The following is a 14,070-nucleotide window of genomic DNA, read 5'->3' as shown; positions in this document are numbered from 1 at the left end:
GGAGAGCCACGGGATGGGCCGGCCGTCGCGTCCCGCCGCCTCAAAGGGACAGGCGGGGATGAGTCACTGGGCAGAGGAGCCACCGGCGACGCCTTGAAGGCCCTCTACTCGGCGGATCCGGGTCGGTGACGCAACAGCCACCCGCCAAGGAGCGCCGCGCAAACTGCGACGGAAAGCAGGCCGCCGGCTAGGAAGGTGCCCCGCACCTCGGGAAGCGACAGGGTCCGTCTGCCCAGAGCGGCGCCCGCCGCGATGCCCCGGCCATTTCGCGGGGCTTCGTGACCTCGGGGGACCGATCCTCCGGCTTCGACGAATTCGTACAACCATCCGCACGCTCAAGAGTCATGTAAGGCGAGTGTGCGCCGTAGGCGTGTTCGTTTCGTTTCCAGGGGGATCCACATGACTCACCACATATCGCTGCGCGCCCGGGTGCTTCCGGCCGTGGCCGCGGCCGGGATGCTCGTGCCCGTCGTCGCGGGCGCGGCGCCCGCTTCCGCCGCTACCGCGCCGCAGGTCAGCTGCACGTCGGGCAAGGCCGGGCTCGCGGCCAAGCTCCAGAAGGACATCACCGCCGCTGTTGCCACACGCGGCGGAACTGTCGCCGTCGGCCTGCGCGACCGCACCACGAACACCACCTGCACCCTGCGCGCCACGGCCTCGTACGACTCGGCCAGCGTCGTGAAGGTGACCGTCCTCGCCACACTCCTGTGGGACGCCAAGAAGACCAACCGGCTACTGACCTCGCGCGAGTCCACGCTCGCCACCGCCATGATCACCAAGTCCGACAACGCGGCCACCACCTCTCTGTGGAACCAGCTCGGCGTCACCAAGGTGAAGGGCTTCCTGGCCGCCGCGGGCATGACACGGACGGTGCCGGGGTCCGGCGGCTACTGGGGGCTCACCCGGATCAACGTCACCGACGAGCAGCGGCTGCTCTCGCTGATCACCGCCAAGAACACGGTCCTGAGTGACAACTCCCGCGCCTACATCCTCAAGCTCATGGGGAACGTCGTCACCTCTCAGAAGTGGGGCACGCCCGCCGGCGCGCCCTCCTCCGTGTCCGTGCACGTCAAGAACGGCTGGCTGCAGCGCGCCACGCGCGGCTGGCGCGTACACAGCATCGGCACGTTCAAGGGCGGCGGCCACGACTACACGATCACCGTGCTCACCGACGGCAACAGCTCGATGAACTACGGCGTGAACACGATCCAGTCCGTGTCCAAGGTGATCCACCGGGATCTGACCCCGACCGCGTCCGCCGCACACCGCTTCAAGCCGACCGCCACGCCCAAGGAGGCGTACGTCGCTGTGCCCCAGGGCTGACAGCTGACACCCCGATCGGGCCAGCTCTGAGCCCAGGAGTGGGAGCCGGTCCCGGAAGGCGAGGTACCGGCCACCGGAGGCGAGGTACCGGCCTCCCGCGGCGACCGCGCGAGGCATTCGCCTCCGCCCGATGCGGCGAGGTCGATCGAGGGCGGCCGATGCGACGCCGAGCGTCATCGCTCCGCGGACATCGAACCAGAGACACGCCGGGTTCCGACTCGGCCTCTGGGGTCCGTGGCTGTGGGCGACCCGGTAGCTGAGAGGTCGCGGACGCGATCCTGGGTGATCCGGCTTCTCTCGTCAGCACCGGTCGACGAGCGGGGTCGGGTCGTCTCCTGCTGGTGCACACAAGGGTTCGCGTTCGAAGCTGCCGGTCGTCCGCTCCGGCGGACCGCCCGGGTCCGCCGGAGCGTCTGCCCGTCAGGCGACGTGGTTGTACGAGGCACCGTCACGGTGCATGTCGGTCTTCGCTCGGGCCTTGAACGGCGCGCGCCAGTTCCCGGTGCCGGAGTATAGGTAGACCGTCTTCTCGGACGGGCTGTAGGCGAGGAAGTCGGCCCTGCCGTCGTGGTCGACGTCTCCGGCGCCGACGAGCTCGGAGTAGACGCCCCAGCCGCGGCCGATCCTCTTCCGGGCCTCGTAGCTGCCGTCGCCCCTGCCGAGGTAGAGCCACAAAGTGTCGGAGGAGTCGCGGGCCACGAGGTCTCCCGCGGGGCCTCCGGCGATGTCGCCTGCGGCGGTGAGCTGGTTGTAGACGCCCCAGCCGGTGCCGACCTTCTTTCGCGCGGCGAAGGGGGCGGTGGCGGATCCGGTGGCCCTGTAGAGGTACAGGCCGCCGGTCTTGTCGACCGCGACAAGGTCGGGGCGACCGTCGCCGGTGAGGTCGCCACCGCCTGTGATCTTGTCGTACGTCTGCCAGCCACCGCCGATCTTGTAGCGCCCGGCGGCGAAGTACTTGTCATTGGCGCCCTGGTAGAGCCAGAGGACGCCGGCCTTGTCCCGGGCGACGAGGTCGGCGTGAGCGGAGCCCGCGACGTCGCCGACGGACTCGACCCTGTCGTAGATCTGCCAGCCGCCGCCGATCCTCGCCCTCGGTGCACCGTCCCTACTCCCGTCCGCCCAGAGCCCGCCGGAGGCGTCCCGGGCCAGCAGGTCCGCGGTCCCGTCGGCGTTGAAGTCGTGCAGGACGGCGTCGGGGTTCTTCGTCCGTGCGACGAGCGTGACGACCGGCTTGCCGTTCGCCCCGAGCGAGACCCGGTGGAGGGCACGTGGCTCGGTGCTCACGCTGCCGTGGACCAGCAGACTGCCGTCAGGAGCGTCACTGCTGCCGACCAGGTCGTCGAGCAGTCTGATCTTCTCGCCGGTGATCAGGTTGTGGGCCGTCAGGCCCCGGAGAGCCTCGGGCTGCGACCGCCCGCGCTCACCGTGGACGAGCCAGTCGCCGATCAGCGAGATGTCGATCTGCCCGGGCGTCTGCGTCGCGCCCAGAACGACCTCTCCGGTGCCTCGCGTCTCCCGGTTGCGGACCATCGCACGCACGGTCCCGTTCTCGGCCACGAGCCAGGCCACGTAGGTGGCTGAGGCGGCGGCGTCGAGGGTGTACGAGTTCCACGGGACGATGTGCGGCTCCGGCGTGAGTGTGGCGGTGGCGAGGTCGACCAGCCCCAGCGTGCGACCGGCGGGCCCCCGGTACCGGACGAGGGCCTCCGTGGACGTCCCCGGCTGCACCTTGTCGAAGACGCTCCCTCCCTCCGGAACGTCGGTGACGAGACGGCTCTCCCCCTCCTTGGTGTGCATCCGCAGTTGCTGTTCGCCATGGGCGTGCGTCCCCGTGAAGACGGCCCTTCCGGCGCCGCCGAGGTAGAGGAAGTCCTCGACGCCGTCTCCGGACGTCTTCTGTACGGTGAACGAGGTTCCGGTCGCCATGTCCGTGACCGGGAAGGACGCGCTGTCGGAGAGCACCGCGATCCTGTCGCCGGTCACCGAGACCCGGTTGCCGATCACGTCGATGCGCAGGTCGCGGGAGGCTCCGCCCGCGTAAGGGGTCCAGCGGAACGTGTCGGTGCCGTCGCTGTGGTCCGGGACGCTGGTGATGAACCCTTCCGCACCAGCGGAGACGAGCGAGGCTCCGGGTGCCAGCGCGAGGACGCTGTCGGACGTCGAGGCCGCGGCGGCCGCCGCGGCGACTGCGGGCGTGCCGCCGGTGGCGAACGTACCGGCGGTGACCGCGAGGACGGCGGTCACAGCGGCCGCCAGACGACGGCGGGGCGAACGGTGGTGCAAGGCTGATCTCCTCAAAGAACCGGGTACGGCGCGTGCTCGACCGGTCAGACACGCGAGTATGCCCAGCGGTTGTACGAGCGGCCCGACGGAGCGAACGCTAATCGCGCCGGGGGGCCAGAACAGACCGATGTCCCTCAGTACCGACTCCTGCCGGGGTAAGCGGGACAAGTGGTACCGGCGCTCGAACACGCGCAGGTCGCAACGGCCTGTCGGCTTCTCCTCCACCGGCGCGTGCCGGCCCGTGAGCCCGCTGCCTGGCCCGGACCTTGCCGGCTTGGCCGACGCCGGCGCACCGGGCGTTGTCGGCTTGGGCTACGACGTCGCATCCGGCGACGCGGGCGAGTCCGAGGTCGGAGTCGGAGTCGGGATCCGAGGCGGGACCGGGTCGGGGCCGGGTGTGACCTGGCGTACGGCGCCGTACTCGCGCGGTCATCGCGGCGTAGCGGCCCGGCTTCGACCGCGCAGGCCGAGGTAAGCCTCTCATCGTGGGACCGCTTCCTGCGTCGTCCTGCTCATCCGCCAGCTCTTCGACCGGCCCGTCCGACCGGGTAGCCACCGCCGAAGGCCGCCCGGCGCGACTTTCACCGGGCGGGTGGCTGCCCCGCATCACCTGGGGTCCCTGTCGGTTCGGCGGGCGCTGTGGGGTGGGCTGCGAGGCGGTGGGCTTCGGCCATGACCTCGGCATCGACCTGGCTCACGGCTCTGTCGCCGTATTCGAAGATGTCGTACTCGTCGTCGAGTTCGGCGAGCCGCTCGGTCAGGGGCAGTTCGTGTCCGAAGCGCTGGTGGATCCGGAAGGTGAATTCCCGAGGTGTGAGCTCCCCGGCAAGCATGCGGCGTGCGAGGGCTCGGGCGGCGGCTGCCTGGCCGCTCTCACTGGCGACCGGATAGAAGGTGAGGCCGAGTTCGTCGAGTGCGGTGGGAAGCAAGTCGTGGACGTCGTAGTCGGCCTCGGCGCGCGTGCGGGCGGCGAGGACGCGAAGGCCGGGGGTGTCGAGTCCGGCGACGAGCGCGTCACAGGCCGCGTCGACGACGTCGCTCGCGCGGATCTCCCCCGCGCTCCAGAGGGCTGCACGGTCCTGTAGAGCGATTGCCGCTGCTTCGGTGGACTTCACTCGCCCATGATTGCTTTCACGGTGCGCACCGGTCGAGCGAATTTGGTCGAAGCTGCTGTTCAGCGGTATGATCCGGCAGGGCCGCCATGCCCGCCCATCTGAGGGTCTCGACACGGGCGATCGGCCACCCCGCCGTGGGTGGAAGCCCGGAGCCGGCCAAGTAGGTCAGGACCGCGGGACGGCGAGGCGTGTCCTGGCCCTCGACCCGGCCGCGCTCTCCATGGCCCGGCTCCTGACGATCCAGCCGCGATGGCCGTCGACGAAGGTCTGCGGTCTTCGCCCGCTGTATCCGCCGGCTCCGCCGGACTTCTCCCCACGGCCGCCGCCTACCTGGAACGGTCGTCGTGGCGGTCCTCCACACCGAGGGCGCGCTGTCAGGGATTCTGGAGGCCGGAGCTGCTGGGGCTGTCGGGGGTGGAGGGAAGGATGTGGGATGTGTCGGTGGAGGCGCCCGCGGGGCCTTCGGGAAGCCGGCCGGGTTCTGTCGTGTCGTCGACGGGGCTGTAGCCGTCGTGGTGAGGACTGTGCTCTGTCGGACGTGCCGGCGGTGCTGAACTGAGGCCGTCCGTGTCTGCCTGGGGGGTGGGCTCATCCCTGTCCGGGTTGCTGCTGTTCCGGCTCATCAGGTGCCTCCGTTGCGGCGTTCGTGAGGAGTTCCAGAATGTCGATGTTCGCGCCGTCGACATAGATACCGGCGGAGCGAGTGATCTCCGAACTGAAGGTTCCGTCCGCCTTCATCCGGTAGGAGCGTTCGAGGAAGAGCCCCGGGGGGTGGGGGTAGAAAGCGGCGTAGGACCGTGATCCGTACCAGCCGCCCACCCACGTGCCGTCCTTCAGACGGGCGCGGACGAACGACGGAGGGCAGTCGCGGAACATGTGGTCCCAGGCCGTCGGGGTGCTGCGATAGGTGCCGCGCAGACGCCGTCGCTCCAGGCGGGAAACGCACCACGCGGCAGCGGCAGGGATGGCGAAGACGAGTCCGAGCACGGCAGCACCTGTGGCGCGGAGATGCTCGCGGAACACCGTCCACACGTCACCGGGCCCGGCGAACTCCAGGAGATGGGGGCCGATCACGAGGGCGTAGACGGCGTCGAGCGCCACGCTGGCGACGAGGGCTCGCAGCACCCGCTGGGCGATGTCCTGCTCGCCCGGCATGGCCCCTCTCCACCGCTCCCTCAGGAGTTGATAGGTGATGCCAGGTGCGATGACCAAAATGACGAGCGCAAGGTGCGCGACCGTCGCCGGAGCCCCGCCCATATCCCTCCTCCCCCCGTAACTAGACGAACGACTGAGCATGTTGGGGAGTTCCAGCTCCCCTGACAACCTCGCGCGGGGACGCTCCGCGCGTCGGCACACCGATCGGCTGCGGGAATGCTGCCTGCACCGTCGAGAGGCGCCCCACTCTGGGCATGTCACGGACCCTCGGGCGTCGGCTGCGCACGGTCTGACACGGGTGTCTTTCAGCCACCAGAACAGGGCGCGCGACCGGGCAGGAGGCGTCGGGCCTGTCGGCACCGACGCCTGCCGCGGCAGCTGGGGCCGCATGCGTCCCCAGCTGCCGCGGGCTCCGTGCGAGAGCCGATCCGCTGCTCGGGTCCGCACACGACCGTCAGCTGCTGACCAGCCGAGACGCGAGCGCGGTGCCCGCCTCGCCTCGGCGTCCGATGAGGCGACAAGGGATCCGGTCCGCGTCTGCCGGGCGCCGGCCAACGACAGCGCAGGACCAACGATCCGACGACCGGAGAGAAAACCTCTAGCACTCAACGGGCTTTTGGTCCAGACCTCTTGACGATTGGTCTAGTCCTTCCTAGGGTCGCGGGGACACTGCGGTGGGTGCCAAGGAAGGACACCACGCACTCAGGGACACGCAGGGTTGACAGGCCAGGGACCAGCCCTGCCCGCCGAACCTCACCCGAGGAGCATCCTTGAGCACTGAGACGCGACAGCGCCGAACCAGATCGCCACTGAGCATCACCCCGAACAAGCGGTCCAAGGCCCTCGCGGGCGCCACCGCACTCCTCCTCCCGCTGGCCGCCATGGTCGGCCTCGCCGCCCCCGCGGAAGCCGCCGCCTCGGCCACCGCCACGTACACCAAGGCCGCCGATTGGGGCTCCGGCTTCGAGGGCAAGTGGACGGTGAAGAACACCGGCGCCACCACGCTCACGTCCTGGACCGTCGAGTGGGACTTCCCCGCGAGCACCAAGGTCACCTCCGCCTGGGACGCCACCGTCACCAACTCGGTGAACCACTGGACCGCCAAGAACCTCGGCTGGAACGGCACCCTCGCCCCCGGCGCGTCCGTATCCTTCGGCTTCAACGGCACCGGCACCGGTGCGCCCACCGGCTGCAAGCTCAACGGCGCCGCCTGCGACGGCGGCACCACCCCTGGTGACAACGCCCCCTCCGCCCCGGGCAAGCCCGCCGCGAGCGACATCACCGACACCTCGGTGAAGCTGTCCTGGGCGGCCGCCACGGACGACAAGGGCGTCAAGAACTACGACGTCAAGCGCGACGGCGCCACCGTCGCCACGGTCACCGGCACCACCTACACCAACACCGGTCTGACCGCCGGCACCGACTACAGCTACACCGTGGTCGCCCGCGACACCGCCGACCAGACCGGCCCGGCCTCCGCCGCCACGGCGGTCCGCACCACCGGCGGCGGTGGCGGCGAGAACCCCGGCGGCAGTGGCAAGATCAACCTGGGCTACTTCACCAACTGGGGCAGCTACACGGTGAAGAACCTGGTGACCTCGGGCTCCGCCTCGAAGATCACGCACATCAACTACGCCTTCGGCAACGTGCAGAACGGCAAGTGCACCATCGGCGACCCCTACGAGGACTACCAGAAGTCCTACACCGCCGCCCAGTCCGTCGACGGCGTCGCCGACGTGTGGGACCAGCCGCTGAGCGGTCACTTCAACCAGCTGCGCAAGCTGAAGGCGCAGTACCCGCACATCAAGGTGCTGTGGTCCTTCGGCGGCTGGACCTGGTCCGGCGGCTTCGGCCAGGCCGTCCAGAACCCGACCGCGTTCGCGCAGTCCTGCTACGACCTGGTCGAGGACCCGCGCTGGGCCGACGTCTTCGACGGCATCGACCTGGACTGGGAGTACCCGAACGCCTGCGGTCTGACCTGTGACACCAGCGGCCCGGCCTCGATCAAGAACATGATGCAGGCCATGCGCGCCAAGTTCGGCCCGAACAACCTGCTCACCGCGGCCATCACCGCCGACGGCTCCAGCGGCGGCAAGCTCGACGCGGCCGACTACGGCGGCGCCGCGCAGTACATCAACTGGTACGACGTGATGACGTACGACTACTTCGGCTCCTGGGCCGCGCAGGGCCCGACGGCCCCGCACTCCCCGCTGACCTCGTACCCCGGCATCCCCGCGCAGGGCTTCAACTCGGCGGACGCGATCGCCAAGCTGAAGGCCAAGGGCGTCCCGGCCTCCAAGCTGCTGCTCGGCATCGGCTTCTACGGCCGCGGCTGGACCGGTGTCACCCAGTCCGCCCCCGGCGGCACCGCTACCGGCCCGGCGGCCGGCGTCGAGCCGGGCAACCAGTACTACAAGGTCCTGAAGACCACCTGCCCGGCCACCGGAACGATCGCGGGCACGGCGTACGCCCACTGCGGCACCAACTGGTGGAGCTACGACACCCCCGCGACCGTCGGCACCAAGATGGCGTGGGCCAAGAACCAGGGCCTGGGCGGCGCGTTCTTCTGGGAGTTCAACGGCGACACCGTCGACGGTGAACTCGTGAACGCGATCAGCAACGGCCTGAAGTAGTCCCCGGTACGACCCCGAGCCCGCCCGCCCCGACCCTGGGGCGGGCGGGCTGTTTCGTGACTGCTGACCGGCCGGCGCGTCCGCGTCTCAACCCCTACGCGAGCCGATCCCCACTGGGCATCGTGGCCGCCCTGGCTCAGAGGATCGCGTTGCAGATGCCCCAGCCATGGCCGATCTGCTGACGGGTCCAGACCGGTATGAGGCGGGAGTCGCGGTAGACGCTGTCGTACGCCCAGAGCTTGCCTGACGTGTCGCGGGCGAGCAGCGTCGTCCGCAGGTACGCCTCCGGAGTGCCCCTCACGAACCGGAAGGAGACGGGACCGCGGTCGGTGACCTTCCCGGCCTCGTCGGTCACTTCGAGGGTGGCCGTGACCGTACCGAGAGAGGCCCGCGGGGGGTACTGGCGTCGACGCGGATTTCCCGGAAGGGGCGGGACGCCGCGGGCGGGGTCAGCCGCGTGTCGCCGCGGTGAGTCGGGCCACGAGTTCCCGTACGAGTTCCACCAGTTCGGGTGGCTCGTGCACGGTGAACGGAACCGCCAGCAGGCCCATCCACAGGGCCAGTTCGTCCAGTGAGTGCGCGCCGGCCGTCACGGTGCAGGAGCGCGCGTCGCGTGGCGTGACGGTCGCCGCTGTGGCGGGCATGCGCTCTTGCACCTCGGCCGACGGCGCCTGGACGGTGAAACGGGCCTGGTAGCGATATGGGCCGGTGGACAAGGCGCGGGAGGTGTAGTCGGCGAGGTCCGGGGCTGGAGCGTGGCGAGGCGTGAAGCGGGGGCCGTTGGGGGTGCGCAGGGTCAGGCGATCGAGTCGGAAGGTGCGCCAGTCGGCGCGCTCGGTGTCGTAGGCGAGGAGGTACCAGCGGCGTCCGGAGAACACCATGCGGTGCGGCTCGGCCTCGCGACTGGTTCGGGTGGAGTCATGGGAGCGGTAGTGGAAGCGCAGGGTCTCGTGGTCCCGGCAGGCCGCCGCGATCGCCGTCAGGGTGTCCGGCGCGACCGTCGGTCCGCCCTGCGCCAGCGGCACCGTCATCGACTGGAGAGCTTGGACTCTGCGCCTGAGGTGGGAGGGCAGGACGCCTTCGAGCTTGACGAGCGCGCGCACGGCGGTCTCGGCGATCCCGGCCACGGTGCCGCCCGCGGCCGCGCGCAGGCTCACGGCGACCGCCACCGCCTCTTCGTCGTCGAGCAGCAGCGGCGGCAGTCGTGTCCCGGCGCCGAGCCGGTATCCGGCCACGCCGGCACTCGCGTGAACGGGGTAGCCCAGTGCGCGGAGCCGGTCCACGTCCCGGCGCACCGTGCGTGGGGTCACGCCGAGCCGGCCGGCGAGTTCCGTACCGGACCAGTCGCGGTGGCTCTGGAGAAGGGACAGCAGTCGCAGAAGGCGCGCCGAGGTTTCTTGCATGTCGGAAAGACTCCCTCACACCTAGGACCGTTCCTGTCCTAACCCGTCCGTAGCGTACTTCCCATGAGCAGCGACCTGACGAGCACCGGCCCCACCATCCGCCCTTTCCGCATCGATGTCCCGCAAGCCGATCTGGATGACCTGTGCCTGAGGTTGGCGCGCACGCGCTGGCCCGACGAACTGACCGGCATCGGCTGGTCCTACGGCGTCCCGGTCTCGTACGCGAGGGAACTCGCCGAGTACTGGCGCTCCGGCTTCGACTGGCGCGCGCAGGAGGCCGCGCTCAACCGGTTCGACCAGTTCACCACCGAGATCGACGCGCAGAACATCCACTTCCTGCACGTGCGGTCCCCCGAGCCCGACGCACTCCCCTTGATCATCACGCACGGCTGGCCGGGCTCGATCGCCGAGTTCATGAAGATCATCGGCCCGCTCACCGACCCGCGGGCCCATGGCGGCGACCCCGCCGACGCGTTCCATGTCGTCGCTCCCTCGATCCCGGGGTTCGGGTTCTCGGGGCCGACCACCGAGCCCGGCTGGGACCTGCACCGGGTCGCGCGAGCCTGGGCGGAGCTGATGCGGCGTCTGGGCTACACGCGCTACGGCGCCCAGGGCGGTGACAGCGGCGCCGTGATCTCGCCCGAACTCGGCCGGATCGCCCCTGGGCAGGTCGCCGGGGTCCACGTCAACGGCGGACTGGGGTTCCCGACCGGCGACCCGGCAGAGTTCGACGGTTTGTCGGCTGTCGAACTGGAGCGGCTCGGGCAGTACCAGGACGAGGACCAGAGTGGTTATGCGGCCATCCAGGCCACCCGGCCGCAGACCCTCGCGTTCGGCCTGACCGACTCGCCGGCCGCGCAGCTGGCGTGGATCGCGGAGAAGTTCAAGGAGTGGACCGACCCCTCCCATGAGCTCCCCGAGGATGCCGTCGACCGGGACCAGTTGCTCACCGACGTGAGCATCTACTGGTTGACCGGCACCGCCGCTTCCTCTGCCCGGCTGTACAAGGAGAGCGTGAAGTCCTGGGGCTCGGCCGTCACCGCGTCCGCGGTGCCCCACGGAGTCGCCGTCTTCCCCGGTGACCCGGGAGTGCGTCGCATCGCCGAACGCGAGCACAGGGTGGTGCACTGGTCGGAGTTCGATCGTGGCGGACACTTCGCCGCGATGGAGGCCCCCGACCTGCTCGTCGATGACATCCGGGCGTTCTTCCGGCTGGTCCGCTGAACCGTCGGCGTCCGGTGGGCCGTCGACATCCGCTGAACCGTCGGCGCCCGGTGGGCGGTCGGCGCCCGCTGAACCGTCGGCGCCCGGTGGGCGGTCGGCGCCCGCTGAACCGTCGGTGTCCGGTGATCCGTCGACGTCCGCCGCCTGAGGAACCGGGGCGCGCCCCCGGATCGGCGTCCCCGTGAACGACTCGCCCCGAGGAGTCCTGCCCACATGTCCGAACGTCTGCCCAAGGCTCCACGTCTGACCTGGTCCCAGGTGTGCGCCCGCCGATTGGAGCGGCACGGGCTGAGCACCCTTTCGGCGACTGCCCGGCCCGCGACATGTCGGCGCCATGGCCGGTACCCACGCCCAGGTCCTGTCGGCCGCCGAACTCGCCATCGGGCTCCGCCTGTCCGGCGGCGCCCGGGTCGACGTACGCGAAGCGCTCTGGTCGGAACAGAGCCTGGTCAAGACGTTTGGTCAACGGGGGACCGTGCACCTGTTCCCGACCCGAGACCTGCCGCTGTGGGTCGCGACCTTCCGTGCCGTCCCCGAGCCGAAGGCCTCTCCCCCCGGTCCGTGACCGACGAGGCGCTGGCCGCCCAGCCGTTCATCGACAACCCCGACGCCGTGGGGAGCGCCGTGGCGGGCCTCATCGCACGTGCCCAGGCGCCAGGGTCGGCCGATCCGGGCGTCGACTGCCGCATGGAGGCGATCAGCCTGCTCGCGATGGCAGCGCCCCTGGGCACCAGCGTCCTCGTGGGCCAGCGGGGCCGGAATCCGCCATCGCCGTACTCCGCCACCACCTGGACCGGATCTTCACCACCGTCGGGGCAACGGCGAGCGGCACGGCCCCCGATGGGCCCTCGGCCGCCTTCGGGGTACCGTTCGCGGCCCGTGCGGGACGGCTTGCGGCGCGATGTGTCACGGAAACGCGGGAGCGGCGTTCTACTCCCTGGAAGCGTTTCCCACGACGACAGGAATCCCATGGGCAGGATCAAACCCGGCAAGCCGCGCCGCCCCCGCGTCCCCCGCCAGCACGCACTCCAGGAACCGAACCAGCCCGGCACCGCCTACGTGGAACCGATCCGGATCCAGTCCGGCGGCGGGTCCACCTGCGTACCCGACGACGTGTGGAACGCCGTGCCCCTCGATGTCGCGGGCGCCGTCCTCTTCCTGCGCGCCTGCCGCTCGCAGTTCGAGACCCCGGACCCGGAGGAGTACGGACGGCACGAGGGCGTGAACGGCCCCGATCACGCGCGTGAGCTCTTCGCGGCGGCCGAGGCCTCCGGCTACGTCGACGTGAAGGGCTGCGACGCCTGTCCCGTCGGCGACCTCTGCACCCGTCAGGAGACGGAGGGCGAGTAGAGCCGATCGGCCGGGCGGGCATCGGCAGTCACCGTTCGGCGGCGGACCCTGTGGTCGTCGCGGGTGAGGGCAGAACGCCGTGAGACCAGCCGTACGGGGCCGGACTTGGGTCGGCCGCCTCGGGGACGGACCTACCCCCCGGGGCGGCCCGGCCGGAGCCCTGGGGGCCTCCGCGTGGATCGCCGCTCCCCGTCCGGCCATGGTCTTCATGGGCCGCCGTCCCGCCATGCGGCACCCCAGGCACCCACACCCACCAGGGCCACTCACCCGCCGGCCGAGGACCGCTCGGCTTGTTCACGGGTTTCCGGAGAAGACGGACGTGGTGCTCCGGGCCCCCGAGCGCGGGTCCGAAGCGTCCCTTGTCCCCGCGGACACCGCGTTGAACTGCGCGCCGGCGAGCAGTGCCAGGTTGGTGAACCACAGCCACACGAGGAAGACGACGATCCCCGCCAGCGAACCGTAGAGACGGCTGTAGGTCCCGAACTGCGTGTAGAGGGTGAAGAGCACCGAGGCACCGAGCCACAGGAACGCCGCCAGGGCGCCACCCGGGAACCCCTTCCACTTTCCGCGGGCTTGAGCGGGTCCGGTCCGGAAGAGGATGAGGATCAGAGCGGTGACGATGAGCAGAAGCACCGGCCACCGCAGGACGTCCATGGCGCCCGTTCCGGAGTATCCGGCCGATACGGCGAGCCGGCGGGCCACGGGGCCCGTGGCGACGAGGCTGGCGGCGCCCGCGACCAGCAGGGCCAGCAGGACACCGGCGGTGAGGACGAGGACGTGGGCCGCCCGCAGGGGCGGCCGCGTGTCCGGCAGCCTGTGCATCGCGTGCAGGGCCCGGCGGAAGACCGCCAGGTAACTGGAGGCCGACCACAGTGCGCTCAGGACGCCGCTGACGAGCAGGACCCAGAGGGAGGACGGCTCCGAGGTGAGGCCGTCCAGAGCCTCGCGGAGCACCTGGGCCGACTGGGGAGGCGCGTACGAGGTGAGGTCGAGGATCAGGCGCTCACGCGTGTCGGCCCCGGCCATGCCCACCAGGGAGACGGGGACGAGCAGGGCGGGCACCAGCGCGAGCACCGCGTAGTAGGTGAGGGCTGCCGCGTAGTCGGCGATGTTGTCGTTCCAGAGGCGTACGGCGGTGTCGCGCAGGGACGAGCGCGCTCGTCCCAGTCGCCCGCCGGCGCGGATCCCCGAGCTGCTGAGGTGCGTGCGTTGAGTGTTCGATGCCACGTTGACCTCCTGCCCGGCGTGGCCGCTCTCATCCTCCGTACTCCGCTCGACCTGCGGCCCCGTCGTGGCCGTCGGACGGCCTGCGCGGCCCCGCGTCCTTCTCTCCCTGCACGGCATGTCCGTCTCCCCCTACCTGGCCGTACGTACGGTCCACAGCGTGCTGGAGGCCACCCGGCCCCTCCGGACGTCACGTCACCTTCACATCTGTGCCGATCCGGCGGACGGGAAGTGGGCGGGTTGCCAGCGGTTGGCGGCCTGGGGGATGGTTGACCGAAGGCAACATTCCCTTCCATAGGTGAGGTGAGGGATTCGCACAGCGAGTCCTGGACATTTTGGCTGTATCCAGAGCGCACACCG

At 70.5% G+C, this 14,070-nt stretch carries 11 protein-coding genes and 1 pseudogene; 6 read left to right on the top strand and 6 right to left on the bottom strand.

Features of this window, described 5'->3' with window-relative positions:
• The first annotated feature begins 399 nt into the window (after window positions 1-399).
• Window positions 400-1,323: a serine hydrolase gene (locus tag ACRRSS_RS17710; RefSeq protein ID WP_435972099.1), complete on the top strand. Its 924-nt coding sequence runs from the start codon at window positions 400-402 to the stop codon at window positions 1,321-1,323.
• Window positions 1,324-1,743: 420 nt separating this feature from the next.
• Here the strand turns inward: ACRRSS_RS17710 and ACRRSS_RS17705 are convergent, their stop codons facing one another.
• The 3 genes from ACRRSS_RS17705 to ACRRSS_RS17695 form a co-directional block, all read right to left on the bottom strand.
• Window positions 1,744-3,606, bottom strand: a complete 1,863-nt coding sequence (locus ACRRSS_RS17705; protein WP_435972098.1) for an FG-GAP repeat domain-containing protein — start codon at window positions 3,604-3,606, stop codon at window positions 1,744-1,746.
• A gap of 581 nt (window positions 3,607-4,187) precedes the next feature.
• Complete coding sequence (locus tag ACRRSS_RS17700) at window positions 4,188-4,721, bottom strand: hypothetical protein (RefSeq protein ID WP_435972097.1); 534 nt, start codon at window positions 4,719-4,721, stop codon at window positions 4,188-4,190.
• A gap of 588 nt (window positions 4,722-5,309) precedes the next feature.
• Window positions 5,310-5,978: a DUF6338 family protein gene (locus tag ACRRSS_RS17695; RefSeq protein WP_435972096.1), complete on the bottom strand. Its 669-nt coding sequence runs from the start codon at window positions 5,976-5,978 to the stop codon at window positions 5,310-5,312.
• A 668-nt stretch (window positions 5,979-6,646) separates the two neighbouring features.
• On the opposite strand from ACRRSS_RS17695, the gene ACRRSS_RS17690 reads away from it, so the two are divergent.
• Complete coding sequence (locus ACRRSS_RS17690; RefSeq protein ID WP_435972095.1) at window positions 6,647-8,509, top strand: glycosyl hydrolase family 18 protein; 1,863 nt, start codon at window positions 6,647-6,649, stop codon at window positions 8,507-8,509.
• 136 nt (window positions 8,510-8,645) lie between these two features.
• Here the strand turns inward: ACRRSS_RS17690 and ACRRSS_RS17685 are convergent, their stop codons facing one another.
• Together ACRRSS_RS17685 and ACRRSS_RS17680 are read right to left on the bottom strand one after the other, a co-directional pair.
• Window positions 8,646-8,864, bottom strand: a complete 219-nt coding sequence (locus ACRRSS_RS17685; protein ID WP_435972094.1) for a hypothetical protein — start codon at window positions 8,862-8,864, stop codon at window positions 8,646-8,648.
• 94 nt (window positions 8,865-8,958) lie between these two features.
• On the bottom strand, window positions 8,959-9,912 hold the full coding sequence (locus tag ACRRSS_RS17680) for a helix-turn-helix transcriptional regulator (protein WP_435972093.1): 954 nt from the start codon (window positions 9,910-9,912) through the stop codon (window positions 8,959-8,961).
• A gap of 63 nt (window positions 9,913-9,975) precedes the next feature.
• Here ACRRSS_RS17680 and ACRRSS_RS17675 point away from each other — a divergent pair, with 63 nt between their 5' ends.
• The 4 genes and pseudogenes from ACRRSS_RS17675 to ACRRSS_RS17660 all read left to right on the top strand — a co-directional run bounded on the left by ACRRSS_RS17675 (window position 9,976) and on the right by ACRRSS_RS17660 (window position 12,486).
• A complete protein-coding gene (locus ACRRSS_RS17675) occupies window positions 9,976-11,136 on the top strand; it encodes an epoxide hydrolase family protein (protein WP_435972092.1) in 1,161 nt (386 codons plus the stop codon).
• A 334-nt stretch (window positions 11,137-11,470) separates the two neighbouring features.
• Window positions 11,471-11,701: a DNA glycosylase AlkZ-like family protein gene (locus tag ACRRSS_RS17670; RefSeq protein WP_435972091.1), complete on the top strand. Its 231-nt coding sequence runs from the start codon at window positions 11,471-11,473 to the stop codon at window positions 11,699-11,701.
• Window positions 11,695-11,939 (top strand): annotated as a pseudogene (locus tag ACRRSS_RS17665) (TetR/AcrR family transcriptional regulator); the annotation flags it as partial. The gene ACRRSS_RS17670 and the pseudogene ACRRSS_RS17665, both read left to right, overlap by 7 nt.
• Before the next feature lie 166 nt (window positions 11,940-12,105).
• Window positions 12,106-12,486 carry a hypothetical protein gene (locus ACRRSS_RS17660; protein ID WP_435975525.1) on the top strand — a complete coding sequence of 127 codons (381 nt, stop codon included), beginning with the start codon at window positions 12,106-12,108 and terminating at the stop codon, window positions 12,484-12,486.
• A 294-nt stretch (window positions 12,487-12,780) separates the two neighbouring features.
• Here the strand turns inward: ACRRSS_RS17660 and ACRRSS_RS17655 are convergent, their stop codons facing one another.
• Window positions 12,781-13,713: a YihY/virulence factor BrkB family protein gene (locus ACRRSS_RS17655; RefSeq protein WP_435972090.1), complete on the bottom strand. Its 933-nt coding sequence runs from the start codon at window positions 13,711-13,713 to the stop codon at window positions 12,781-12,783.
• Window positions 13,714-14,070: the final 357 nt, after the last annotated feature.

Source organism: Streptomyces sp. Qhu_M48, assembly GCF_051305195.1.
GTDB lineage: Bacteria > Actinomycetota > Actinomycetes > Streptomycetales > Streptomycetaceae > Streptomyces.
The sequence above is the reverse complement of the archived record's forward strand: the minus strand, read 5'-3'. Positions and strand labels throughout refer to the sequence as shown.

Excerpts from the sequence above, each read along its gene's own strand:
- ACRRSS_RS17695 (WP_435972096.1), bottom strand. The coding sequence starts at position 5,978 with ATGGGCGGGGCTCCGGCGACGGTCGCGCACCTTGCGCTCGTCATTTTG.
- ACRRSS_RS17710 (WP_435972099.1), top strand. The coding sequence starts at position 400 with ATGACTCACCACATATCGCTGCGCGCCCGGGTGCTTCCGGCCGTGGCC.
- ACRRSS_RS17670 (WP_435972091.1), top strand. The coding sequence starts at position 11,471 with ATGGCCGGTACCCACGCCCAGGTCCTGTCGGCCGCCGAACTCGCCATC.
- ACRRSS_RS17680 (WP_435972093.1), bottom strand. The coding sequence starts at position 9,912 with ATGCAAGAAACCTCGGCGCGCCTTCTGCGACTGCTGTCCCTTCTCCAG.
- ACRRSS_RS17660 (WP_435975525.1), top strand. The coding sequence starts at position 12,106 with ATGGGCAGGATCAAACCCGGCAAGCCGCGCCGCCCCCGCGTCCCCCGC.
- ACRRSS_RS17675 (WP_435972092.1), top strand. The coding sequence starts at position 9,976 with ATGAGCAGCGACCTGACGAGCACCGGCCCCACCATCCGCCCTTTCCGC.